Source organism: Allopusillimonas ginsengisoli (assembly GCF_004153455.1).
In the GTDB taxonomy this organism is placed as follows: Bacteria; Pseudomonadota; Gammaproteobacteria; order Burkholderiales; family Burkholderiaceae_B; genus Allopusillimonas; species Allopusillimonas ginsengisoli.
The window spans coordinates 624574-646511 of the sequence record NZ_SDQE01000002.1 but is presented as its reverse complement, the minus strand read 5'-3'; the positions used below and the strand labels follow the sequence as shown (position 1 = coordinate 646511).

Below are 21938 nucleotides of genomic sequence, written 5' to 3'. Positions count from 1 at the left end.
GGATATCCTAGGTGAGTGCGTGCTATCTGTCGCCCTCTGTTTGGAGGGGTTTCTTTATGTTGCTGAAAGCTTAATATCGATCATGTCTGAAGCCGACCATCCGTGGGCAGTTTTACCGTCTGTACATGGTGATAGGCATCTATAGCCGCACGATCGTCGGTTGTGAGATCCATCACGACGAATACGCTGAACACATCCTCACGCTCTTTACCAAGGTGTGTTTGCATTATCGCGTGCGACAAGATGGGCTGCCTCTGCATACAGATAACGGCTCGCAGATGAAACGCGCCACGATGCGGGCAACCCATGAACGAAGTGGGGTTGAGTCCGCTTAGTTAGACCGCTCATAGGGCGGTAGGGCCGCTCGCCGCGCGGGCCAGCCTTCGCAATCAGTGCATAGCGGGCCGTCTGTTGCCATTGCCATGAGTGCGTCGCCCAAAACACCGACTGTACCGCCATCCGTTGCCGCTGCCCTGGCTTTCGCGGCATAAACGGTTTCCTCCCCGCCAGGCGGGTCCCCTCCATATATTCCACGGTCCTGTTCATCAGCCCCGGCCAGCGGTTCAGAACGGCAAGGCGACGAACTCACGGTAACGGCGGCAACCCCGCAGGAACCGTATTACTGCGAACGCTGAAAACCTACGATCAGGCTCGGAATCTTCGGCCCCGGTCAGCAGGAAAATCAACCGGCTTTTGAAGGAACAGGAAATGGAACACGTTAACGAGAATGCAGCTTTGGGCTATGACAACATGAACGCAGGGCAGACGCTGTATGTGCGTAGCACATCGGGCCGGTATCGTACCGCGACCGATTCACACGTATTGGCTGCCGCACGGATCGCCGCCAAAAGCTTGATTGGTGATCGGCTAGACATGGGAAATCCGAACGCCGTTAAACGGTACTTTCAGGCCAAGCTGTCGGGTATGGGGCACGAGGTTGCCGCTGTGCTGTACTTGAACAGCCAGTTCAAGGTGATTCGTTATATGGAAATGAGTCATGGAACGCTGACGCAGGCTAGCGTATACCCCCGCGAAATCGTAAAAACCGGGCTACGCCTTGATGCGGCAGCAATCATCATGTCGCATAACCACCCCAGCGGAATAGCCGAACCCTGCGAGGCCGATCTGGCACTGACGCGGCACTTAAAACATGCATTGGCGCTAGTTGATGTTCGTTTGCTGGATCACATCATCGTGACAGGGCAGAACACGACTTCGTTAGCGGAACGAGGTCAGGTGTAAATCAGGAAGCAGCAGGCGGGTGGGAGCCCGCCTAGCCATGTGGTCGCGCGCTTTGCTGCGCAAGTTGGACTTGTACTGTCGCACAATTAGTTATTCGCTTTCTTTCTTCTCAAAAAGGTAGCCCGTGTGCGCCAGGATGAGCAATAGCGGCTTGCCAGTCCAAGTAGAATACAAGGTTATCAGGGGGCATAGACTGCTTACAGAGAATGATCGTTTTTCTTCCGGCTATGTTGATGAAATATTCCGCCGTTAACTTAACGGTCAAAGGCTAGGCGATTACATCTCACACTGGGGTTAGGCATGAGTAAACCAGATTTGACACTGTCTAGTAAAGCGTTGGAAACGAGTTTTAGGAGCTTATTATGCATCCCAAGCAGCCCATTTCACGAATTCATTGACTATAGAAAGCTCTTCTTTTCATCGGTCTTTGAGCAGACGTGGATGTTTGCCGCTCAGAAGTACGAAAACTCAGGCGATTCAGGCTTTATGGTTAAATTGATAAACTTCTTGCCGGATATCAATCAGAAACTGTTTTTATCTGGATATGCTTGTGAACGATATGCTCTACAAGCTAGCTGCGATGATAGAAAAACGATTGAGTTACGTAAGAGAAAAAAGCAACATCAACCCAATGTAGACCTCCGTTTTTCTAACTGTCTTGCTGAGTTTAAGGCTAGTCGCATAAATATTGAAAAATATAAGAATGGGGCATATGCGTTTTTGAAAGGTATAAATGACAAGCCAGAAAAGAAAAAGGTACCCACAAGAAGTACAGACCTCTTGGACAGTTGGCTAATGCTGCCGGGTAGCTTTGGAAGTGGGCAACGTCGTTAGACGTGGTGACCTGGAGATCGCTTAGCGCGTCGGTACGATTAATCTGCCGCTCTGAACAGTTGTCGAACCGATGTCTTGAAGGATGTTTGTGTGGCAGACTTGAGCTTTTGGATACGCAAAAAACGATATCCCACCTGCATCATATAAAACTTAAAAATAAGAGTTGACATAGCTTTGCGGCACGTAATCAACACCCGGCTTGGAGGAAATGAATGCTCAATCCAACACATACGAGCAGTCCGACAGACGCGCTGTTCAAGTATGCTCGGCTTTACCGCCGTGGGAATCCTGCCAATTACACAGCTGCGGAAGCTGATTTTATAAATACGGTGCTTGGAAAGTATGAGAAGCGAGGTATTGGTGCAGCTTTGCTAAAGGTGCTGGGGCTCGATGAACAGTTGGCTATTCGCTATGATCCATTTGATGTAGTGGATAGGACGGCCCTACGTCGGGACAGTATAAAAGATGGCAATATGTTCTTGTATTTTGATTTGTACGAAATACTGCTTTTGATCGTTAAGTCCGAGCTTACAGTACACAACGGTTCTAAATCGTTTTCCTATCAAGCGTTTGCTGCGTTACCAATAGCTCCGATATATGTGTATGCACCCAGTAGCACGTTAGAAGAAACACTAGCCGATTTCGAGAGCTATCGTCAAAATTGGGTGGAGGTAATTCCCGAATTGTTAGTGCCTGGAATGTCAACTAACTCAGCGGCCATGCATCAGCCAATTGAGGGCTTTAGTCAGATGCCTGGAGCCGGAATAATTTGTTGTCTGGATTGCTGCTATAAGCAGCATATTGTCTCTTTTACCCACGGAGCTAAGTTGAGTGATTGCGCGTCTGGGTACCAGTGTCAGTCTTGCGGGATTTTAACGAAGCGTGGTGGATGTCTGGATGAGGTTATTGAGGGTGGATGTGAGTGCGGAGGGACACTCTCCCGGGAGCATACTATCTTCTGCCCAAAGTGTAGATCGAAGGAAGTGATTTATCAGATGGAGTATATTACTTGAAACGTTGCATGTGGATTCTGCGCATCGTCCCAACGAGAAAATGTATATTCAAATTGGTCGAAAATTAAGTAATCCATGCGCCACAGCGGAGCTCCGAAGAAACGGGGCTTCTTATCTTGCAATTGACTAAAAGCGGCGGTATCCAAGAATTTGAAAGCGAGGCCAACTAACCGTTAAGCGCGAGCGAAAACCATAGAACGTAGAGTATGCGTTTGCCCTGGCTCTCCATCATTAAAGGGGGACAGCGACATTCATTAAACTTGTTTTTGCGAAGAACGAGCTTAATGGAAGGAATGCCGATGTCCCCAGTCGATTCTATCTTAGGAATCCAAGATTTAGTAGTTGAGCATGTCCAGCGAGGCCCAGAGATTCATGTCTGGGCCAGGCCGGCCAAGCGAATGGCGTGCGTACATTGCCAGCAGGCGTCGGTGCGCATTAAGGCCACGTACCACAGGACGCTCAAGCACACCCGCCAGGGCAACCAGTTGATGGTGCTGCACCTGGCTGTCCCCAAGTATCACTGCACCGATTGCAATCGCTATTTTCGCCACCGCTTTGCCGGTATCCGGCCACGACGTCGGGCCACCGAGGCCTATCGGCTGGAGGTCTTCGAGGCCCATGACGGGGGCGTGAGCCAGCGGCAGCTGACGCGCACGCATCGGATCGGTAGCGCCACAGTCGAACGCTGGTACCAGTCCTTTATCGGGCAACGGGTCTCGGAACTGTCGGGCCGGCAGTGCCCGCAGGTGCTGGGCATCGATGAGCACTTCTTCAGTCGCAAGAAGGGCTATGCAACGACGCTGGTCGATTTGAAGCACCACAAGGTGTTCGATGTGGTGCTGGGGCGCTCAGAAGCGAGCCTGCGCAGCTATTTAAAGCGTTTACCAGGGCGTGAGCACGTGCGGGTCATTGTGATGGACCTGTCCGAGACCTATCGGCGCATTGCCCAGCAGTACTTTCCCAATGCCATGATCGTGGCTGACCGTTTTCATGTTGTGCGGTTGGTGAACCAGCACTTTCTGAAGCTATGGCAGCAGCATGACCCGGAAGGACGCAAGAACCGGGGGCTGCTCAGCCTGATGCGCCGCCATCACTGGAAGCTATCGTCGGTGCAGAAGCAGCGCCTGCGCCAGTACCTGGCCCAGGAGCCCGTACTGCAGGCGCTTTACTTTGCCAAGCAGCAGTTGAATGGGTTTCTGGTCATGAAGAGTATGAAGGCCAAGCGGGCCAAGCAGATGCTGCCCAAGTTTCTGGCCTTGATTCGCCAGTTTGAACACAGTCCGGCCAAGGCGCTGGCCGCGACGTTAACCTCGTGGCTCGAGCCCATCGTACGCATGTGGCGATTTACCAAATCGAACGGGATTACCGAAGGGTTCCACACCAAGGTGGAGATGCTCTCACGCCGAGCATATGGGTTCAGGAATTTTGAGAATTACCGCATGAGAGTCTTGGCTCAATGCGGTTGGAATGATGTGATTAACCGAGTTTGACGGATGCGCTAATCCCCCGTGGGGTAGAGCCAAGAGCCTGAAGAGCCAACAAAAAACCCTTGCGTCCATCTGGACGCAAGGGCTCGGGAATTCTGGTGCTGGGGCACGATCCCAAAACGGGCGTAAGCCAGCATGAATAAAGGGCCTTTTCAGAAATGACGAAGTTTGAGGGAACAGTGTGGGTAACAGTTCCCATAGATGCAAACATTGGGCCTTTAGCACCTAGGCGTCAACGACTAAAGCACATCTTTGGCTGTACTCCATTTGGAAGTACAATTGTTGCTCTGTTCCGAGAGGTTTGCCATGTCCATCACAGTAGAAGCAAAAGATGATCGGCTTCAGGTACGCCTGAACGCTGAGGCCAAGACCGTGCTTCAACGCGCGGCGAACTACCGTCATAAGACGGTGAGTCAGTTCGTGCTGGCGACGGCTTTGGCCGAAGCCGAAAAGGTCATTCGCGAGAACGAAGCCGTAGCGCTGTCGGCGGCGGACTGGAAGGTGTTTTACGACGCTTTGAGTAATCCTTCCGCACCCAATGCCGCGTTGCGCAAAGCGTTTGCCAAGTATCAGAAGTCGGCAGGATGACCGTCATGCCATCAACATGGCAGGTCTTGGCGTTTGATGGCAAGGTACATGACCGCGCCGCTTTCTCTTGCGGTGCAGCAGAACTTGACCGCTATCTTCGAGAGCATGCATCGCAGGACATCAAGCGAGATATTGCTCGCGTCTTTGTAGCAGTGCGGCCGGGAACCACGACGATCTGCGGTTATTACAGCCTGAGTGCGACGAGTTTCCAGCGCGATGAACTGCCTGCGGAACAGGTCAGGAAGCTGCCGCGCTATCCTGTTCCAGCTGTCCTGCTTGGCCGCCTGGCTGTTGATCGCGATGCTCAGGGATCGGGTTTGGGTGAGTTCCTTCTGATGGATGCGATGTACCGTACGTTGCTCGCGACACAGGTGATGGCCGTCCACGCCATGGTTGTCGATGCAAAAGACGCCTCTGCCGCCAAGTTCTATCGTAAATACGGGTTTATTGCTTTTCCGAACAATGCTCTGCGGTTATTCCTGGCGATGGCGACGATACGTCAGTTGCAGGAGTCTTGAGCGCATAACACACGGGAACTAGGCCAAGCGTCTACAGCATTGCGTGCGTTTCGCTACTTGTCACCATAGAGATCATCTGGACTGGATGTCAACGCCGGTTGAAAATTGACCAGGGGAGGGGGCGGACAAAATCTTGAACTACTTTTTGGAGTAGTTCATGTATTCATACGAGGATCGACTGCGAGCCGTTAGGCTCAACTTGAAACTGGAGCCCCGGATCAATGCCACGCTCTGGCAGCTTGGATATCTGACCAAGAATTCACTGAAATCCTGGTGTACAGAATTTGAACGGAATCAGGATCTTCGCCAAGGCTACCAACGGACAAAGCGACAGTACACTGATGAGCAAAAGCTGGAAGAGCCTAACAAAAAGCCCCTGAATCAATAATGAATCAAGGGCTTGCATTTGGTGGCCTGGGGCGGAATCTAATTGAAGCGGTTGAAGCCAGTACCCATGCGTTTTTCCTATCGAGGGAGAACGGAGGGGTACAAGCTGGGGTACAGGTGTCAAAAAACAACAAAAGTGGCCCGTGGTTCGATTCCAATATGCCCATAACGGTGAGTGCAGTTGATGTCGCGCTCATAAACTGCTTATGTGAGATTCGTATTTAAGCGCTGCTCCAGTTCAGCGACAACGTGAAGCACTTCATCGAGGGCAGGAAATGGCCCGAAGATCATGCCGCTCATCGCTTGGTAATCTCGGGTCAGTGCGTCGTGCATGGCATCCGATGGCGATAGGGTAAAAGAACCATGTGTTGCCATGTCCAGACGCAGGTCAGTGCTGCCGAAGAATAGCCGGGCATGTTGCGCGCAGTCCTGTGCAAGGAGGCGATCTGCCATCCATACGTTTGCGTCGGGATGCTGAAGGAGCCGGTGGACATCGTAATAATGTCGGGACACGCGTTGGCCGCCTTGGCGCAATAGGCCTCTGCGATCATGCCATTGGCGCAGGCCGTGCAGAATGATGATCTTATCCCAGAAGGTGCGTTCGGGCTTAACGGTCGTCACGTTGGGTACAGCCATACTCAAGTCGGGCAGGTCGTTAGCAACGTAGGGAGACACCACGACCGTTTCATGTGGATCCAGAGCCGATTTGGCCCCCGCTTCGATCTTCACGGCGGAACGAATGTAGTCGCCAGGTGCAGCTGTCACGGCGGGGTACCAGAACAGCAAAGTCTGCTGGTCTGGGTCGTCCGGGTCCAGTTCCAAGCGGAATTGATCGGTAGCTATGGTGTTAGCTGCGATTGCGTGGATCTGCGTCGTCATGCTATCAGCAACATAGTGCTGGCATGCGGTGCGGATGCGTTCCAGGCGGATGCGCCGTTGCTTGCCGCTCAAGGCGTCCAATTCCGCAGTTTCAGCGGGTTCGCCGATGTCTTCGCGGAATACGGTGATGTCGATGTCCTCTGAGAATCTGGAAATCAGGCCGTATGATTTGGACAATGATGTGCCGCCCTTGAATAGCAGGCGGGGGCCGTCTTGCGGCAGGCCATTGAACAGCGCGTCCAGAGTCCAGCATACCCAGAAGTCCTTTTCAACATTCTGGACAGCTGTGCCCAGGCGAGCAGCAGTCGTCAGGAACAGCCCGCGCCGTTCATCGTCAGCGGCCTGAATGATGGTATGGAAATTTGGATTCATGCAAAAGTGTCAATGTGCATCCGATGGTCGGTGGTACCGGGGAGCGATGTAGAGGCTTCGGCGTCCGGTACAGCGCAGCCCGGCAGTTCGCGCACGATGGCCTGCATCCATGCTGGCAACGTGTTGAAGCCCGTCAACAAGTCCCGGTGTATCGCTTCTCCTTGTTCGGGGTCATCCAGCAGCTCGGACAGCCGCTTAACGATGCGGGGCTGGTCTGCGGGCAGGGTGTCCTTCAGCCAGTACAGTGCTTGGACCACACGCATAGCGGGCCGTCCAGCCCAATATAGGCGACTGGGCGCCGTGAGCTTAAACGTGATCGTCAGGTTGCCGAGTTGAATGGTGCGCCGGCGTGCATCGGTGTGGATGGTAACGTTGGCTGGCACGGCGTCCGTTAGGCCTAAGTCGTTGGCGGCAGTCATGCCATCGACGAGCAGGCGCAGTTGGTCGCGACGTGCGATGGCATCCACGACGGCGCGGTAGTCTGGGGCTGTTGCCTTTTTGGTCAGACTGTTTAGTTTGGGTCGGTCATACAGCCCACGGTCGATGCGGCGCAACTGGCCCGCCGTAACCAAGCGTTGAAGCGCTTTGTCCACGGCGTCTCTGCTGCCATATTGGGAAAAGTCGGCTGGGACCCACACTTGGCCAGGCAGCGCTTCATCGATTTGAGCCATGATCCGAGTCTTGAGATCGTTCATAGTGGCACCTTTGTCCGATATTTGTAGCTTTTTTTCGGACAAAATGCAAATTTGTCCGAAGTTTGTGGTTCTTTTTCGGACTAAATTAGTGAGGCTGAGCCACTAATGGCGTGCTCGCCTAACTGGCAAGTGCCTTGTTTCGCTCAATAAGAGCATGGAGGCTGGCTGCGGTGATGCCACTGGAGCGTTTGCCAATCTTAATAAGTACTAACTCGCCTTCATTGACCAGTCGATAGATGGTTGATCGTGACACCCCGAGTTTCGCCTCAGCTATGTGAATCCGATACAGAAGTGCTTGGTCAGGTTGCTGCGGGGTCTGGTGTCTAGTTGATGAGTAGCCAAAGATGTTTGGCAGGGACTGTTCCTTCATTACTTCCTCCATAAAACCTTGGTAAGCACCCTGAGGGTATGGCCCAAGATGCTTGCCAAAGCAGGCGCGGTCAGCGCCTTCGTGACTGGTCCGCCAAGATGCCACGATGGGGACCAATTGCTTGGATCATTTTCGGTAGAGCCCGCCGCTGGCCCACTATTGTGGTTCGTCGGGATGCTGAAAACTGCGGTCTTTGCCGCTGTCATCAATGGATTACGCGCCATCCATCGAGCTTGGCCTGCCTTTGGCAGTACCGGCGTCCGTTGTCACGGAACGTCATCTACTTCCCTCGGTATCTGCCAGTCGCTACCGGCCCAAGAGAGCAATGATTTTTCACCTGCTTTACTCCTACCCAGGTGCTTGTCGCCCCGCTTAATGCTGGCGTAACGGGTAGCCGCGCACTCACACCGCCCGTTGCCGGACAGGGCGCGGTATTTATCGGTGTTGTGTTGTTAAAGAGCGGGATTGCTGTAATCATTACGTATCCACTTTCTGGAGTCAATATTCAAGTAATAAATAAAAGTTATGTGGAAGGAAAAAACTGCAAAATCTGCCATGGAATGACACTAAAAGAATCGCCCTGGTTCACTGTGGAACACAGGGCGATCCGGGTATTTTTATTGTGTTTTTTTGTATCTTGGCCAATAGCTGAGGATAATCCAGCCGATTGTTGAAACTTAATCGTACTCTTCGGAATGTCGGGCTTGTTGGGCGATCTTCATTTTTATGTAGTCACCGATATCTTCCAGTACGGGGGGAGGCAGCTCCTCAAGCGTATACCTAGGAGTATCCGGCCATGGCCATTCCATCTCGAACATTTCACCTTTTCCCGTAACCAGCCATTCAGCGCGAACGTGGAGCGCCGCTGCAATCCATACGATGTGACGGGAAGTCTCATTGCGGCCGATTTCAATATGGGCTATGGCGCTTTGGCTTATGGGGGGATTGAGGAGTTTGGCCAATGCTTCTTGCGATAGGCCGCGCTTCTTACGTGCGGCAAGTAAGCGTGCGCCAATGCTGTTTATAGGACTCGGGTTCATGGAGTTCTTCAATTGGTGGGTACGTAACAAGTAAGTATTTTGTAAGTATATATATACTTATAGAACATTGCTTATCTATTGGCAATTATGGAGATCACTAATGGATAAGTAATTGTAGTGGGCCATTGTGGCATTTAATGAGACGGTGTGAGAAACAAATATTGTCAAGAATATGACTTTTCGATCATTAGATGCCAGGTGCTGACCTTTTGTTTGTAATCATAGTGGTGTGCGTAACAGTACGTCAGCGCGCTATTTGACTGCCCGGCCTTCCGCTTATTGTCTTGAGCAGAAAATTCACATATAGTTGTTAGTACCAATTATATGTGAGAGCACCATGTCGACTCAGGATTTACTAACACGCGATGCGGAGAGCTTATATGAGGCACTCAATGATCTCGTGCGTGTTTATCAATTTCGAGATCGCGGCTATATTTGTTGCTACGACGTTTCAGTGACCCAATGTTATGCGTTAGAAATGCTGGTCAAGCAAGGTTCGATGCGGCTTCAATCACTAGCTGAAAGGATGTATCTGGATAAGAGCACAGCAAGCCGAGTCGTTAACGCCTTAGAGCGTAAGGAGTATGTCGTTCGCGTCGAGGATGATGATGACCGCAGAGCGATCCGGATCCAAGCGACTGCAGCAGGGCAAGAGTTATATAAAACGATCCGCTCAGATTTGATCGCAGAGGAGCGAGCGATGATTGAAGGCCTCTCTCCAGAAGTACGTCAGGCCTCGCTTGCGCTGTTAAGGCGGCTTACGCGGGCAGCCGAGGCGCGATACGGCGAACGGCCTCACAGTTTGCTTGAAACAGCCACAGAGCTAGCATGACGAGCCGCTGTCCTTTTTGACGGACGCAGCCAAGTATTTTTTTATCATATATGTTGTCACTACCAACTTAAATGTGAAGCCGGCAGCAGAAAGGCTTTTATATCAACGTAAGGAGCGTTCATGGACAAGAACAAGTATCCCATCGCCATTATTGGTGCAGGTCCTGTTGGACTTGCTGCCGCGGCGCATTTGCTAAGCAGAGGCCTTACCCCACTGATCTTGGAAGCGGGGAAGCAGGCCGGAGCCAGTATTAATGAATGGGGGCACGTCAAGATGTTCTCTCCGTGGCGCTTTAATATCGACAAGGGGGCAGAGCGCTTATTGGCAAGCAATGGTTGGACGGCGCCGCAACCGGATGTCTACCCAACCGGCCAAGCGTTACTGGGTCAGTATATTCAGCCGCTGTCTAAGCTACCTGAAATCGAACCGCATTTACACTTGAACAGCCGTGTCCTGGCAGTAAGCAGGGCGGAACACGACGTCATGAAAACTCAAGGCCGTAACTCGGCTCCCTTTTTATTGCGCGTTGCCGGCCCCAATGGCGAGCGTGACGTATGGGCCAGTGCGGTGATCGACGCGTCGGGGACCTACGCCACACCTAACTGGATGGGAGCAAATGGTATTCCAGCATTAGGCGAGAAAGAAAATAGTGCACACATTGCCTACGGCATTCCCGATATCTTGGGGAGTGCACGTCAACGCTATAGCGATCGGCACGTCTTGGTGGTGGGCGCAGGGCACTCTGCGTTTAACGCCCTTCAGGATTTGGTTGCGCTTGCGCGCATTGCGCCAGGCACCCGCGTGTTGTGGGCCATCCGAGGTACTTCATTAGAACGTATCTTGGGCGGAGGCAAGAATGATCAACTGGAACAGCGCGGCAAGCTCGGCTTGAAAATACGTCAGCTTCTGGATGAGGGCGCTATTGCGCTTCATCAAGGCATCAGGATCGATAAGATTACGTCTTCCCCAAAGGGCCTCATCGTTCACAGTATGGAGCAGGCTTTGCCTCCAGTGGATGAAATTGTCGTGGCCACTGGCTTTCGACCAAATCTTGAACTACTGGCCGAGTTACGTCTGGCGCTCGACCCGGCGACAGGCAGCCCCGTTAAGCTAGCGCCTTTGATTGATCCTAATGAGCACAGTTGCGGTACTGTGCGCCCTCATGGCGTTCAAGAGTTGGCACATCCTGATGAGGGCGTGTTCATTGCCGGCATGAAAAGCTATGGCAGGGCGCCTACGTTCCTGATGCTGACTGGCTACGAACAGGTACGCTCAATAGTGGCGGCCTTAGTAGGCGACTGGGATTCTGCACGAAGATCTGAACTGGTTTTGCCCGAAACCGGTGTGTGCAGTACGCAATTTGCCGCCCAGATCGAGGAGCCTGCGTGTTTCCGAGCAGCCACTTCTTGTGGCTCTGTAACTACTGAAGAAGCATAAGGGAAAAACGGTCATGGCAGAACAAGGGCACCATTTTCGTACGGAAAACGTAATCGCGGGTACAAGCGAGCAAACATTCGATGTCGTGATTGTTGGCGGCGGCCAGTCTGCCCTGGCTATCGCGTATTTTCTAAGGCGCACTTCTTTAAGCTTTGTAATACTGGATAATGGGCACGTACCGGGTGGCGCATGGGTCCACGGCTGGGAATCCTTGCATCTGTTTTCTCCTGCGCAGTGGAGTTCCTTGCCCGGTTGGGGTATGCCGGTTGTGTCTGGCTATCCAGAGCGCGATGACGTCGTGAAGTATTTGGCGCAGTATGAAAAGCGGTACGATTTCTCGATAGAACGGCCGGTATCGGTGACGAACGTTCTTCGAGGCGAAGATGGCTTTGTTGTGCATACGGATCGCGGCGTATGGCATGCCCGCGCAGTCATCAGCGCGACGGGAACCTGGAGCCACCCCTTTATTCCGGCCTATCCCAATCATCTCTCTTATACCGGACTGCAAATACACTCAGCACGCTATCGCAGCGCGGCGCCATTTGCCGGCAAGACGGTGCTTGTAGTTGGAGGCGGAAATTCGGGCGCTCAGATTCTGGCCGAGGTGTCGCGTGTGGCCAAGACCACATGGGTTACACAAACGGAACCGATTTTCTTGTCGGACGATGTGGATGGCCGTGTCCTGTTCGAACGGGCAACCGCCAAATGGAAGGCGCAGCAAGAAGGGCGCATATTACAAGATCCGCCTGGTGGCTTAGGCGACGTGGTCATGGTGGAGTCAGTCAAAGCTGCGCGCGACCGTGGTGCTTTGCATTCAGTACGTCCATTTCGTGAGTTCACGGACAGGGGCGTGATCTGGCAAGATGGGTCGCACACGGTAGCCGATGCAGTCATTTGGTGCACCGGGTTTCGGCCGGCATTGGAACACCTGAAATCGCTGGGCGCTGTTGGCGTTGATGGAAAAATAGCCCTGTCCGGAACTCAGTCTGTAGACGTGCCTGGTTTATGGTTGGTAGGTTATGGCGAATGGACTGGTTTCGCTTCGGCAACACTGGTCGGCGTAATGCGTTATGCCAAAGCCACGGCTCTTGAAGTGGCCCAGGTGCTGGAAACCCAAGCGTTTATACAATCCTAGAACAAACGCGATCATGTCCAATACTGATGTAGAGATGCAGGATTTGTCCAGGCCGTCAGGTTCAACGCAGAGTCCGGACGCACTGATCACGGCGCTGGGGATCGGACAAATCTGCGCATGGGGGTCGTTGTACTACAGCTTCCCCTTGATTGCTGAGGCCATGATGGCCGAGCTGGGCTGGTCCAAGACAGACGTGTATGGTGCCGCAACGATAGGACTGGTGATCGCCGGATTTCTCGCCTACCCAGTCGGTGTTGCCGTCGATAAGGGGCACGGCCGGGCGCTTATGGGTGGTGCATCGCTCATGGCGGCGGTGCTTTTGGCCCTTTGGTCGCAGGTCGATAGTCTGATCGGGTTTTATTTGCTTATTGCCGGTATCGGTGGCTTGCAGGCAGCGGCGTTATACGAACCCGCTTTTGCCGTAATTGCCCGACGCGTCGGAGCGGGCAGGGCTCGAGCAGGCATTACGGCCATAACATTGTGGGGTGGTTTTGCCAGCACTGTATTTATACCCCTAGTGCAGTTCTTGTTGGACCATTGGGGCTGGCGTGAGGCCCTGCTGGTGTTAGCCCTTATCAATGGGCTGGTTTGCGCGGTGGCACATTTCGGATTTATTCGGTCCGAAAAAGATGCTGTGCACTTTAATCAATCCCACCATGAGAGCCCGCTTGCCACCGATAAGCAAGCAGTCAGGGCAGCGTTTCATACGCCGGTTTTTTGGCTGTTGATGCTGGCACTTACCGCTTACGCCGGCGCGTTCACAGCGTTCACCTTTCACATGTATCCGCTGCTGCTTGAAGGGGGGCTGTCGACCAGCAATGTGGTCTGGGCCATTGCCACCATAGGGCCGGCCCAAGTGGCGGGCCGGGTCCTGATCAGCATCTTTGGCTCCGGAACATCCATGCGGCGTATCGGAACCTTTGTCGTTGCGGTATTCCCCTTGGTGTTTATCGTTTTAGCGATTGGGCCTTCAAGCATGTGGGTTATTACCGCGGCATGCGTTGTATACGGCGCATGCAACGGTATTTTTACCATTGTGCGGGGCTTGGTAGTGCCTGAAATGCTCAGCCGCAGGGCCTATGGCGCAATTAATGGCCTATTGACCTTTCCCAGCACGCTGGCCAGAGCCGTAGCGCCCCTAGTGGCCGCATGGCTTTGGTCGAGGACAATGTCCTATGACGTCTTAGTGTGGTCTATTGCCGCCTGCGCCGCACTCCTTACCTTGAGTTTTTGGCTGGCGGCATGGGCCAGTCGTGTCAAATTGCCGCATTCCCCATAACTCAATAAAGCCACGCGTATCTGCTCCGGCCGCAATCTCGGTTATGTAGTCATTAGTCACACGCCTGAAACAAACCATTCATATAGTGTCGGCATTGCAAACGGAGATAACCATGAATGCCGCCCTTAAATTGAAGCCCGCCGCTTCACATACAAGTTCCTTTGTGCCACACAAGTTGTTTACCGCTATCGCCCTGGCGGCTGCGGCATTGCTAGGCAGTGCCGCGCATGCGATGGACGCTCGCTACCAGGACAAAGATGGCGATCTGGTCGCTGATGCACCTACCGATTCCAAAGAGTGGGTGGATCCCAGCACATTAGTGTTTGCTTATACCCCCGTGGAAGATCCGGCGGTTTATGCCAAGGTGTGGGACGGTTTTATCCAGCATATGTCCAAGGTCACCGGTAAAAAAGTTCAGTTTTTCCCGGTTCAGAGCAACGCGGCTCAACTGGAAGCCATGCGCGCCGGCCGTCTGCATGTAGCCGGCTTCAATACAGGCTCCAACCCGCTGGCGGTGAATTGTGCAGGTTTCGTTCCTTTTACGATGATGGTGTCCAAGGATGATAAGTTCGGCTACGAGATGGAAATCATCACCCATCCCGGCAGCGGCATCGAGAAGGTCGAAGATATCCGGGGAAAGCGCATGGCTTTCACATCGGAAACATCCAACTCCGGCTACAAGGCGCCTTCGGCCCTGCTGCGCGACCAATTCAAGATGGAAGCGGACAAAGACTACACGCCGGTGTTCTCGGGCAAGCATGACAACTCCATTCTAGGTGTTGCCAACAAGGATTATCCGGCTGCCGCAGTGGCCAATTCGGTCAAGCAACGCATGGAAGCGCGCGGTACCGTCAAGCCTGAACAGTTCAATATTATCTACAAGTCGCAAACCTTCCCGACAACCGGATATGGTTATGCACACAACCTGAAGCCGGAACTGGCGGAAAAAGTCAAAGAAGCCTTTTTTACATTTGAATGGGAAGGGTCGGACCTGGCCAAGGAGTTCAACACCGCCCAGCCGCCACAAGAAAAATTCATGCCTATCACCTACAAGGAATACTGGCAGGTGGTGCGCGATATCGATCGTGCGATGGGTGTGACCTATACCTGCAATTAAAGCGCCGATACCGTGCTGGAAATCAAAGAGCTACATAAACGCTATCCAACGGGCGACCCCGCTTTGCGTGGGGTCAGCCTGTCGGTTCCCGCAGGGCAAGTGCTGGGCTTGATCGGCCCTTCAGGGGCGGGTAAATCTACACTAATACGCTGTATAAACAGATTGGTTGAGCCGACACAAGGCCAGGTGTTATTGGATGGCCAGGATCTGGCTCATGCCGGACGGCCGGGCCTGCGCATGGCCCGACGTCAAATTGGCATGATCTTTCAGGAATATGCACTGGTAGAACGCTTGACGGTCATGGAAAACCTGCTGTCGGGGCGATTGGGTTACATCCGGTTCTGGCCAAGCTGGTTCAGGCGGTTTCCCTCGGAAGATATCCAGCTGGCTTATTCTCTACTTGAACGCGTAGGTCTGGCGGGTATGGAAAACAAGCGTGCCGACGCGCTCTCTGGCGGGCAGCGCCAGCGCGTCGGCATTGCCAGAGCCTTGATGCAACGGCCCGCCTTCTTGTTGATCGACGAGCCCACGGCCAGCCTGGATCCGAAAACATCCCGGCAGATTATGCGGTTGATCTTGACATTGTGCGCCGAGCATAAGCTTGCTGCCATCATCAACATACACGATGTCGTGCTGGCCACGGAGTTTCTGCCCAGAATAGTTGGCTTGCGACAGGGCATGATGGTCTATGACGGTCCTGCCACGCAGGTGGATCACAAGGTGTTGACCGACATCTATGGAGACGAAGACTGGTCCAGCATCACGGATCGTCTGGCTGGCAACACCAGCACCAGCGCCAACGATTTTGACGATCAAATGGCGTCGCTGGCCGCTGTCGGCTAGACGTTTACATCATGCCTGCCTTGAACTCATCAACATTGCCGGACACTTGGCGCAAGCCGCCATTCATCGCCCGCGCCTGGCTGCGCCATAGCTTGCTACTGGGCGCCATGTGTTATCTGACCCTGGCCATCCTTTCATTGGAAGTCAATTGGGCGCGGGTTTCGGAAGGGTTGGTGCGTGGCGGGAAATTCATCGCCGCCTTTGTAAAGCCTGATTTCGTGTCGCGATATTCGGACATTTTGCTGGGCTTTCAGGAAAGCCTGACCATGGCGGTCACTGCGACGGCGCTGGGGATTGCACTGTCCATACCGTTTGCCCTGGGCGCCGCCCGCAATATAGCGCCCGCTGGGATATACCTGTTCTGCCGAGGATTCATTGCGATTTCCCGGACACTGAACGAGATCATCGTGGCCATACTGCTGGTCGCCATGTTCGGTTTCGGTCCTTTCGCGGGCTTCCTGACACTCACGTTCGCCACCATCGGTTTTCTGGCCAAGTTGCTGGCCGAAGACATTGAGGAAGTGCAGGGGGCTCAGTTGGAAGCTCTGCGCGCAACCGGTGCGTCGACCGCGCAAGTGCTGGATTTTGCGGTGCTGTCGCAAATTATGCCGCGCTTGGTGGGCTTGTCGCTTTATCGCCTGGATATCAACTTTCGCGAATCGTCAGTCATTGGCATTGTTGGGGCAGGGGGTATAGGCGCCACGCTCAATACCGCCATGGATCGCTACGAGTTCGATACCGCCGCCGCTATTCTTATCGTCATAATCGCCATTGTCATGCTCGCTGAGTACGGATCGGGATGGATACGCAAAAAAATACTCTAACGTGGCGCGTGCGCAGCCCTAGGCAGGATCTGCTCGTGTTTGCCGCCTGGGTCCTGGGACTGGCCTTGGTATCGTGGGCCTTTCAAGTCATGACCCAAGACACCATCTGGTCTTTTGTGTCTGACGCGCCTAAGCAGGCCGCTGATATTGGCGCCCGGATGCTCCCTCCCGACTGGCACTACACCCGGGAACTGCTGTGGCCGCTGTGGGAAACATTGAATATTGCAACCTTAGGCACATTGCTGGGTACGCTCATCGCTGTCCCTATTGCCTTTCTTGCGGCGCGAAATACCACACCCAGCACGGCCTGGGTCAGGCCCTTTGCCTTACTGGCTATTGTTGCGTCGCGCTCGATCAACTCCTTGATCTGGGCCTTGCTGCTGGTGGCTATTCTGGGGCCGGGCGTATTGGCCGGGGTGATCGCCATTGCCCTGCGCTCCATCGGCTTCATCGGTAAACTGCTTTACGAGGCGATAGAAGAGATCGATACCCAGCAAGTGGAAGCCATTACCGCCACAGGAGCTGGTTCTGCACAGGTCATGGCCTGGGGTGTCTTTCCGCAAATTGCGCCAACCCTGGCAGGGGTGACCGTATTCCGTTGGGACATCAACATACGGGAATCCACAGTACTGGGGCTGGTCGGCGCCGGCGGTCTCGGGGTCAAGCTGGAATCGGCGCTAGGCACACTGGCCTGGCCGAAAGTATTCATGTTGCTGATCGTGATCTTCGCCACCGTTGTGGTCAGCGAATGGGTCACCGCAAAAGTACGCCAGCGGCTTATTTGAACAGCAGGCTAGCTGTTCACAAATAAGCCGCCTGGCTCTGATGGGCTATTCGAACCCTCATAGAACCACGCTTAGCAACCAGCCCGCGACACCACTGCCGATCACAAGCAACCATGGGGGCAGCTTCCAGAACATGAGTGCGACCAGCGCCACAAGGGCCAAGCCAAAGTCTTGCGGCGCATGAATCGCGCTCGTCCATACAGGCTGATAAAGGGCAGCCAGCAGTAGACCAACCACGGCAGCATTAACGCCTAAAAGCGCAGCCTGCGTGCGGACGTTACGGCGAATGTGCTCCCAGAACGGCAATGCCCCCACCACGAGCAGAAAGGATGGTGCGAAGATCGCCAACAGGCAAATCAGACCCCCCAACCAGCCGGAAGGCGTGCTGCTCATCGAGGCGCCGAGAAAAGCCGCGAATGTGAACAAAGGGCCGGGGACTGCCTGCGCGGCACCGTAGCCCGCCAAAAAAGATTCATTGCCAACCCAGCCGACGGGCACGACTTCGGCTTGCAATAGCGGCAATACAACATGCCCGCCGCCAAATACCAGTGACCCCGCGCGGTAGAAAGCATCCACCATCGACAGCGCCTGGCTCGATGATACGGCCGACAGCAACGGCAATCCTATCAACAGCGCAAAAAACAATGCCAGCCATAGCAGCCCAGTTCGGCGCTTGATTAAAATCGGCAGAGGGTCGTGCTCTGAACCTTGCTGAGGTTTGAAAAACAGAAGGCCGATGATCGCAGCAATGATGATGACGCCCACTTGAGCCCATGCGGACGGCACCAGAAGAACAAGGCAGGCCGCGAACGCCATGATGGTAACGCGCGATGCATCAGGACAAAGCTTGCGGGCCATCCCCCATACCGCTTGAGCCACGACAGCCACAGCGACCACCTTCAGGCCGTGCAGCACACCGGGCGGCATGGCGTCCCCGTAACTGGCCATGCCCAGCGCAAACAGGATCAGGGCAATCGCTGAAGGTAAAGTGAAGCCCGCCCACGCGGCCAACGCTCCGGCATAGCCGGAGCGGGACAGCCCCACTGCGATCCCGACCTGGCTGCTGGCCGGCCCCGGCAGAAATTGGCAGAGCGCCACTAAATCCGCATAGCTGCGCTCGCTCAACCACTGCCGTCGCGTCACGAACTCATCGTGGAAGTAACCCAAATGCGCAACCGGGCCACCGAAAGAGGTAAGACCCAGTCGAAGAAAGATCAGAAAGACAGCCCAAGGGCTACGGTCAGTTCCTGCGGTATCGGGCATGATCGCTCTTAATATTATGCAGACATCAGTCAAGGAGCGACTTTATAACGCACCCAGGCGTACAACAAGTGCTGCCAGGGTAACGAGCAACACCGGCAAGGTCAGCACAATACCCACTTTGAAGTAATAAGCCCAGGTGATCACCATGCCCTTGCGTGCCAGGACGTGCAGCCACAGGAGTGTGGCCAGGCTGCCTATGGGGGTGATTTTGGGACCCAGGTCGCTGCCAATGACATTGGCATAGACCATGGCCTCTTTGACTACGCCTGTGGCCTGGCTGGCGTCGATAGATAGCGCGCCGACCAAAACGGTTGGCATGTTGTTCATAATGGAAGATAGCAGGGCGGTCAGCACGCCCGTGCCCAGCGTAGCCGCCCACAAGCCATGACTGGCGAAATAATCCAGTAAGCTGGCGATCATGTCCGTCAGCCCGGCATTGCGCAGGCCATAAACGACCAAGTACATGCCCAGCGAGAAAATCACGATAGGCCAAGGCGCCTCACGCACGACTTTGAGGGTGCTGATTTTATGCCCGCGTCCGGCAACGATAAGCAGCACCAGCGCTCCCAGGGCTGCAATGGCGCTGACAGGCACACCGAAGCCTTCAAGGGTGAAAAAGCTGACCAGCAACAATCCTAGCACCACCCAACCGGCGCGAAAGGTCGCCAGATCGCGAATCGCCTCTTTCGGTTCCTTGAGCTGGCTATCGTCGTAGCGAACCGGAATACTGCGGTGAAAATACAGCAACAAAATCAGCAAAGTGGCGGCAACTGAAACAACGTTGACCGGAACCATGACTGCGGCGTATCGCGCAAAGCTGATATCGAAGAAATCCGCCGAAACGATATTGACCAGGTTGGACACGATGAGCGGCAGGCTGGCCGTATCGGCAATAAAGCCTGCCGCCATGACGAAAGCCAGCGTTGCGGCGGGCGTGAAACCTAAGGCTAACAACATGGCCATGACGATGGGCGTCAGGATCAAGGCTGCACCGTCATTGGCAAAGAACGCCGACACCACGGCCCCCAGCAAGACAATCAGTGCGAATAATCGCCGGCCGTGACCACCTCCCCACCTGGCCACATGCAGCGCCGTCCATTCAAAAAAGCCTGCTTCATCCAGCAGCAGGCTGATGATAATGATGGCCACAAATGTGCCGGTCGCGTTCCATACGATCTGCCAGACGACGGGAATATCGCTCAAGCTGACCACGCCGAAAACCAGCGCGAGCAAGGCGCCGATTGAAGCGCTCCAGCCTATGTTCAAGCCGCGTGGCTGCCAGATGACCAGGACGATGGTGACAATAAAAATCAATAGCGCAGCAAGCACGTGGAGTCTCTCTTTACGGCAAAAGGGAAGGCGCCCCGGGGAGGGACATTGAGAATCAAAGCGTCAATTCGCAAACGCTCGCGGCGATGCATTAAGATTAAGGAAGAAGCTCGCCGATGCGATCCATTTCGGTTTTCAAGCGTACCGGGTCACTTTTCAAATCTGTAAGTGGCAAAGCCAGGAATGCTTCAATACGGCAGCGCAAAATGCGATACGCCGTATTGAACGCCGCGTCGATTTCTGCGTCGGTACCGGTGGCGTAGGCAGGGTCTTCGACGCCCCAATGAGTACGTATGACCGGTCCCAGATACGCAGGGCAGGTTTCGCCTGCTGCACTGGCACAGACGGTGACGACCACGTCGGGCGTCAGCGGCAGATTATCCCAAGACTTGCTGAAATAGCCGTCTGTTGAAATACCTTCGCGCGCAAGCAACGCCAAAGACCTAGGGTGTACTTGGCCTGTGGGCTGGCTACCAGCACTCATGGCCTTCCAGCCAGCGGGGGCAAGATGATTGAAAGTGGCTTCGGCCAGGATAGAGCGGCACGAATTACCCGTGCATAGGAAAAGGACGTTCATATGTGCAGTACAAAAGAGGTGGGGAAGGTGTTTCTGACAAGAGACTCAGGCCCGCCGCTAAAGGGCGGTCACGTTGAAGGGCCCTTTTCACGCGCATAGAGTCATTAAGGAGCGATGGTGCTTGTTTGCATTACCCGATCGCCCAGTGCGTCGAGCTCGCGCTTAATCGCCACACGATCCAGCTTTGTCAATGGCAAGCTATTGAAAATCTTGATGCGATTTGCAATTTGACGAAAGATTTTGTCGAAGAATTCACGCTTTTCTTGGGCTGTTCCTTCAAAAGCCGATGGGTCTTCAAACCCCCAATGCGCGGTAATCGGTTGGCCCGGCCACACAGGGCATACTTCTCCGGCTGCACTATCACAAAGGGTGATAACAAAGTCCAGTTGAGGCGCCCCTGGTCGAGCAAACTCGTCCCAACTTTTACTGCATAAGCCTTCTACTTGCAGACGAGTCGACTGAAGGACTTCAAGAGTAAGGGGATTCACCTGGGCGCCGGGGTGGCTGCCAGCGCTGTACGCCCTAAAACGATCCCGGCCTAGATGATTAAGCAACACTTCTGCCATGATGCTGCGCGCTGAGTTGCCTGTGCAAAGGAAGAGGGTGTTATAGATTTTGTCCGACATAATAATACTTCCACGACTAGATTAACTGGACCGTTGACTTTGTGGAACCAGCGGTGATGTTTATTGCGTTGCGTCTTGGGTATTGGCGCACATGTCGTTTCGGACGGACGTACACGGGTTGCCACCACAGCAGTTTTCGGTTAGGTACGCCAACAGACTTGTCATCGAGTTGTACTTAACTGAATAAAAAACGAATCGTCCCTCTTGGCGCGAGGTTAAAAGATCGGCATTAACGAGTTCTTTCAGGTGAAAGGACAACGAAGAGGGTGCAATCCCCATCATCTCAGCCAATTGACCAGCCGGCAGTCCCTCTGGGCCGGCCTGCATGAGGGTGCGGTAGGCGGCCAAGCGGGATTCGTGCGCGATGGCGGCAAGCGCTTTAACAGCGAATTTAGTTTCCATGAAACTATATTAATTGAATTGTCGAAATAACACCAGCCAAGCAACCCGAGAGCGAGAGGAGGCA

At 54.0% G+C, this 21938-nt stretch carries 24 protein-coding genes and 1 pseudogene; 15 read left to right on the top strand and 10 right to left on the bottom strand.

Translation table 11 applies throughout. The features are described 5' to 3' along the window. Positions 1 to 80 precede the first annotated feature (80 nt). A complete protein-coding gene (locus ERE07_RS21650; RefSeq protein WP_167670774.1) occupies positions 81 to 227 on the bottom strand; it encodes a hypothetical protein in 147 nt (48 codons plus the stop codon). Between the two features lie 481 nt (positions 228 to 708). Here ERE07_RS21650 and ERE07_RS08080 point away from each other — a divergent pair, with 481 nt between their 5' ends. The 7 genes and pseudogenes from ERE07_RS08080 to ERE07_RS08050 all read left to right on the top strand — a co-directional run. Then, positions 709 to 1242, top strand: coding sequence for a JAB domain-containing protein (locus tag ERE07_RS08080; RefSeq protein ID WP_130008326.1), 534 nt, complete (start codon positions 709 to 711; stop codon positions 1240 to 1242). 300 nt (positions 1243 to 1542) lie between these two features. Continuing rightward, entirely contained in the window at positions 1543 to 2076 is a 534-nt protein-coding gene (locus ERE07_RS08075; protein WP_130008264.1) for a hypothetical protein, read from the top strand. A 212-nt stretch (positions 2077 to 2288) separates the two neighbouring features. After that, on the top strand, positions 2289 to 3089 hold the full coding sequence (locus ERE07_RS08070; protein ID WP_130008263.1) for a hypothetical protein: 801 nt from the start codon (positions 2289 to 2291) through the stop codon (positions 3087 to 3089). Between the two features lie 206 nt (positions 3090 to 3295). Beyond that, entirely contained in the window at positions 3296 to 4579 is a 1284-nt protein-coding gene (locus ERE07_RS08065) for an ISL3 family transposase (protein WP_342366237.1), read from the top strand. Between the two features lie 303 nt (positions 4580 to 4882). Further along, positions 4883 to 5164 carry a type II toxin-antitoxin system TacA family antitoxin gene (locus ERE07_RS08060; RefSeq protein WP_130008261.1) on the top strand — a complete coding sequence of 94 codons (282 nt, stop codon included), beginning with the start codon at positions 4883 to 4885 and terminating at the stop codon, positions 5162 to 5164. A 5-nt stretch (positions 5165 to 5169) separates the two neighbouring features. After that, positions 5170 to 5682 carry a GNAT family N-acetyltransferase gene (locus tag ERE07_RS08055; protein ID WP_425330959.1) on the top strand — a complete coding sequence of 171 codons (513 nt, stop codon included), beginning with the start codon at positions 5170 to 5172 and terminating at the stop codon, positions 5680 to 5682. A 157-nt stretch (positions 5683 to 5839) separates the two neighbouring features. Continuing rightward, positions 5840 to 6034, top strand: a pseudogene (locus tag ERE07_RS08050) (IS3 family transposase); the annotation flags it as partial. Positions 6035 to 6273: 239 nt separating this feature from the next. Here ERE07_RS08050 and ERE07_RS08045 read toward each other — a convergent pair. The 4 genes from ERE07_RS08045 to ERE07_RS08030 all read right to left on the bottom strand — a co-directional run bounded on the left by ERE07_RS08045 (position 6274) and on the right by ERE07_RS08030 (position 9425). Next, entirely contained in the window at positions 6274 to 7320 is a 1047-nt protein-coding gene (locus ERE07_RS08045; RefSeq protein ID WP_130008259.1) for a nucleotidyl transferase AbiEii/AbiGii toxin family protein, read from the bottom strand. Then, entirely contained in the window at positions 7317 to 8015 is a 699-nt protein-coding gene (locus ERE07_RS08040) for a DUF6088 family protein (protein WP_130008258.1), read from the bottom strand. Before ERE07_RS08040 ends, ERE07_RS08045 begins: the two co-directional genes overlap by 4 nt. A gap of 118 nt (positions 8016 to 8133) precedes the next feature. Continuing rightward, the gene (locus tag ERE07_RS08035; protein WP_129968255.1) at positions 8134 to 8385 is read right to left on the bottom strand and encodes a helix-turn-helix transcriptional regulator; all 252 of its coding nucleotides are present in this window, start codon (positions 8383 to 8385) and stop codon (positions 8134 to 8136) included. A 677-nt stretch (positions 8386 to 9062) separates the two neighbouring features. Next, complete coding sequence (locus ERE07_RS08030) at positions 9063 to 9425, bottom strand: helix-turn-helix domain-containing protein (RefSeq protein WP_130008257.1); 363 nt, start codon at positions 9423 to 9425, stop codon at positions 9063 to 9065. A 337-nt stretch (positions 9426 to 9762) separates the two neighbouring features. On the opposite strand from ERE07_RS08030, the gene ERE07_RS08025 reads away from it, so the two are divergent. From ERE07_RS08025 to phnE (ERE07_RS07990), 8 genes are all read left to right on the top strand, one after another. Beyond that, positions 9763 to 10257: a MarR family winged helix-turn-helix transcriptional regulator gene (locus tag ERE07_RS08025; RefSeq protein WP_130008256.1), complete on the top strand. Its 495-nt coding sequence runs from the start codon at positions 9763 to 9765 to the stop codon at positions 10255 to 10257. Positions 10258 to 10377: 120 nt separating this feature from the next. Continuing rightward, the gene (locus tag ERE07_RS08020; RefSeq protein ID WP_130008255.1) at positions 10378 to 11694 is read left to right on the top strand and encodes an NAD(P)-binding domain-containing protein; all 1317 of its coding nucleotides are present in this window, start codon (positions 10378 to 10380) and stop codon (positions 11692 to 11694) included. Positions 11695 to 11707: 13 nt separating this feature from the next. Then, a complete protein-coding gene (locus ERE07_RS08015; protein ID WP_130008254.1) occupies positions 11708 to 12829 on the top strand; it encodes an ArsO family NAD(P)H-dependent flavin-containing monooxygenase in 1122 nt (373 codons plus the stop codon). A gap of 13 nt (positions 12830 to 12842) precedes the next feature. Continuing rightward, on the top strand, positions 12843 to 14108 hold the full coding sequence (locus tag ERE07_RS08010; RefSeq protein ID WP_245153536.1) for an MFS transporter: 1266 nt from the start codon (positions 12843 to 12845) through the stop codon (positions 14106 to 14108). A 112-nt stretch (positions 14109 to 14220) separates the two neighbouring features. Beyond that, positions 14221 to 15225: a phosphate/phosphite/phosphonate ABC transporter substrate-binding protein gene (gene phnD, locus ERE07_RS08005; protein WP_130008253.1), complete on the top strand. Its 1005-nt coding sequence runs from the start codon at positions 14221 to 14223 to the stop codon at positions 15223 to 15225. Positions 15226 to 15237: 12 nt separating this feature from the next. Then, on the top strand, positions 15238 to 16068 hold the full coding sequence (gene phnC / locus ERE07_RS08000; protein ID WP_130008252.1) for a phosphonate ABC transporter ATP-binding protein: 831 nt from the start codon (positions 15238 to 15240) through the stop codon (positions 16066 to 16068). Between the two features lie 11 nt (positions 16069 to 16079). Next, positions 16080 to 16892: a phosphonate ABC transporter, permease protein PhnE gene (phnE, locus tag ERE07_RS07995; protein ID WP_130008251.1), complete on the top strand. Its 813-nt coding sequence runs from the start codon at positions 16080 to 16082 to the stop codon at positions 16890 to 16892. A 35-nt stretch (positions 16893 to 16927) separates the two neighbouring features. Next, positions 16928 to 17677, top strand: a complete 750-nt coding sequence (gene phnE, locus ERE07_RS07990) for a phosphonate ABC transporter, permease protein PhnE (protein WP_245153534.1) — start codon at positions 16928 to 16930, stop codon at positions 17675 to 17677. A 57-nt stretch (positions 17678 to 17734) separates the two neighbouring features. Here phnE (ERE07_RS07990) and chrA read toward each other — a convergent pair whose 3' ends face one another. The 5 genes from chrA to ERE07_RS07965 all read right to left on the bottom strand — a co-directional run bounded on the left by chrA (position 17735) and on the right by ERE07_RS07965 (position 21874). Beyond that, positions 17735 to 18940 carry a chromate efflux transporter gene (gene chrA, locus ERE07_RS07985; RefSeq protein ID WP_130008249.1) on the bottom strand — a complete coding sequence of 402 codons (1206 nt, stop codon included), beginning with the start codon at positions 18938 to 18940 and terminating at the stop codon, positions 17735 to 17737. A 42-nt stretch (positions 18941 to 18982) separates the two neighbouring features. After that, a complete protein-coding gene (locus ERE07_RS07980; RefSeq protein ID WP_130008248.1) occupies positions 18983 to 20269 on the bottom strand; it encodes an arsenic transporter in 1287 nt (428 codons plus the stop codon). 97 nt (positions 20270 to 20366) lie between these two features. After that, positions 20367 to 20846, bottom strand: a complete 480-nt coding sequence (locus tag ERE07_RS07975; RefSeq protein ID WP_130008247.1) for an arsenate reductase ArsC — start codon at positions 20844 to 20846, stop codon at positions 20367 to 20369. Between the two features lie 104 nt (positions 20847 to 20950). Continuing rightward, positions 20951 to 21472, bottom strand: coding sequence for an arsenate reductase ArsC (locus ERE07_RS07970; RefSeq protein ID WP_130008246.1), 522 nt, complete (start codon positions 21470 to 21472; stop codon positions 20951 to 20953). A 60-nt stretch (positions 21473 to 21532) separates the two neighbouring features. Then, positions 21533 to 21874 (bottom strand): ArsR/SmtB family transcription factor, encoded by a 342-nt coding sequence (locus ERE07_RS07965; RefSeq protein ID WP_113933170.1) that lies wholly within the window; start codon positions 21872 to 21874, stop codon positions 21533 to 21535. Positions 21875 to 21938: the final 64 nt, after the last annotated feature.

What these genes read in the sequence shown, in the direction of transcription:
- ERE07_RS08025 (WP_130008256.1), top strand. Translation starts at nt 9,763, where the DNA reads ATGTCGACTCAGGATTTACTAACACGCGATGCGGAGAGCTTATATGAG.
- ERE07_RS08045 (WP_130008259.1), bottom strand. Translation starts at nt 7,320, where the DNA reads ATGAATCCAAATTTCCATACCATCATTCAGGCCGCTGACGATGAACGG.
- ERE07_RS07965 (WP_113933170.1), bottom strand. Translation starts at nt 21,874, where the DNA reads ATGGAAACTAAATTCGCTGTTAAAGCGCTTGCCGCCATCGCGCACGAA.
- ERE07_RS07975 (WP_130008247.1), bottom strand. Translation starts at nt 20,846, where the DNA reads ATGAACGTCCTTTTCCTATGCACGGGTAATTCGTGCCGCTCTATCCTG.
- ERE07_RS07970 (WP_130008246.1), bottom strand. Translation starts at nt 21,472, where the DNA reads ATGTCGGACAAAATCTATAACACCCTCTTCCTTTGCACAGGCAACTCA.
- ERE07_RS08015 (WP_130008254.1), top strand. Translation starts at nt 11,708, where the DNA reads ATGGCAGAACAAGGGCACCATTTTCGTACGGAAAACGTAATCGCGGGT.
- ERE07_RS08040 (WP_130008258.1), bottom strand. Translation starts at nt 8,015, where the DNA reads ATGAACGATCTCAAGACTCGGATCATGGCTCAAATCGATGAAGCGCTG.
- ERE07_RS08065 (WP_342366237.1), top strand. Translation starts at nt 3,296, where the DNA reads ATGCGTTTGCCCTGGCTCTCCATCATTAAAGGGGGACAGCGACATTCA.
- ERE07_RS08010 (WP_245153536.1), top strand. Translation starts at nt 12,843, where the DNA reads ATGTCCAATACTGATGTAGAGATGCAGGATTTGTCCAGGCCGTCAGGT.
- phnE (WP_130008251.1), top strand. Translation starts at nt 16,080, where the DNA reads ATGCCTGCCTTGAACTCATCAACATTGCCGGACACTTGGCGCAAGCCG.
- ERE07_RS21650 (WP_167670774.1), bottom strand. Translation starts at nt 227, where the DNA reads ATGCAAACACACCTTGGTAAAGAGCGTGAGGATGTGTTCAGCGTATTC.
- ERE07_RS08030 (WP_130008257.1), bottom strand. Translation starts at nt 9,425, where the DNA reads ATGAACCCGAGTCCTATAAACAGCATTGGCGCACGCTTACTTGCCGCA.
- ERE07_RS08080 (WP_130008326.1), top strand. Translation starts at nt 709, where the DNA reads ATGGAACACGTTAACGAGAATGCAGCTTTGGGCTATGACAACATGAAC.
- ERE07_RS08060 (WP_130008261.1), top strand. Translation starts at nt 4,883, where the DNA reads ATGTCCATCACAGTAGAAGCAAAAGATGATCGGCTTCAGGTACGCCTG.
- ERE07_RS08070 (WP_130008263.1), top strand. Translation starts at nt 2,289, where the DNA reads ATGCTCAATCCAACACATACGAGCAGTCCGACAGACGCGCTGTTCAAG.
- ERE07_RS08055 (WP_425330959.1), top strand. Translation starts at nt 5,170, where the DNA reads ATGCCATCAACATGGCAGGTCTTGGCGTTTGATGGCAAGGTACATGAC.
- ERE07_RS08075 (WP_130008264.1), top strand. Translation starts at nt 1,543, where the DNA reads ATGAGTAAACCAGATTTGACACTGTCTAGTAAAGCGTTGGAAACGAGT.
- phnD (WP_130008253.1), top strand. Translation starts at nt 14,221, where the DNA reads ATGAATGCCGCCCTTAAATTGAAGCCCGCCGCTTCACATACAAGTTCC.
- ERE07_RS08020 (WP_130008255.1), top strand. Translation starts at nt 10,378, where the DNA reads ATGGACAAGAACAAGTATCCCATCGCCATTATTGGTGCAGGTCCTGTT.
- ERE07_RS08035 (WP_129968255.1), bottom strand. Translation starts at nt 8,385, where the DNA reads ATGAAGGAACAGTCCCTGCCAAACATCTTTGGCTACTCATCAACTAGA.
- chrA (WP_130008249.1), bottom strand. Translation starts at nt 18,940, where the DNA reads ATGCCCGATACCGCAGGAACTGACCGTAGCCCTTGGGCTGTCTTTCTG.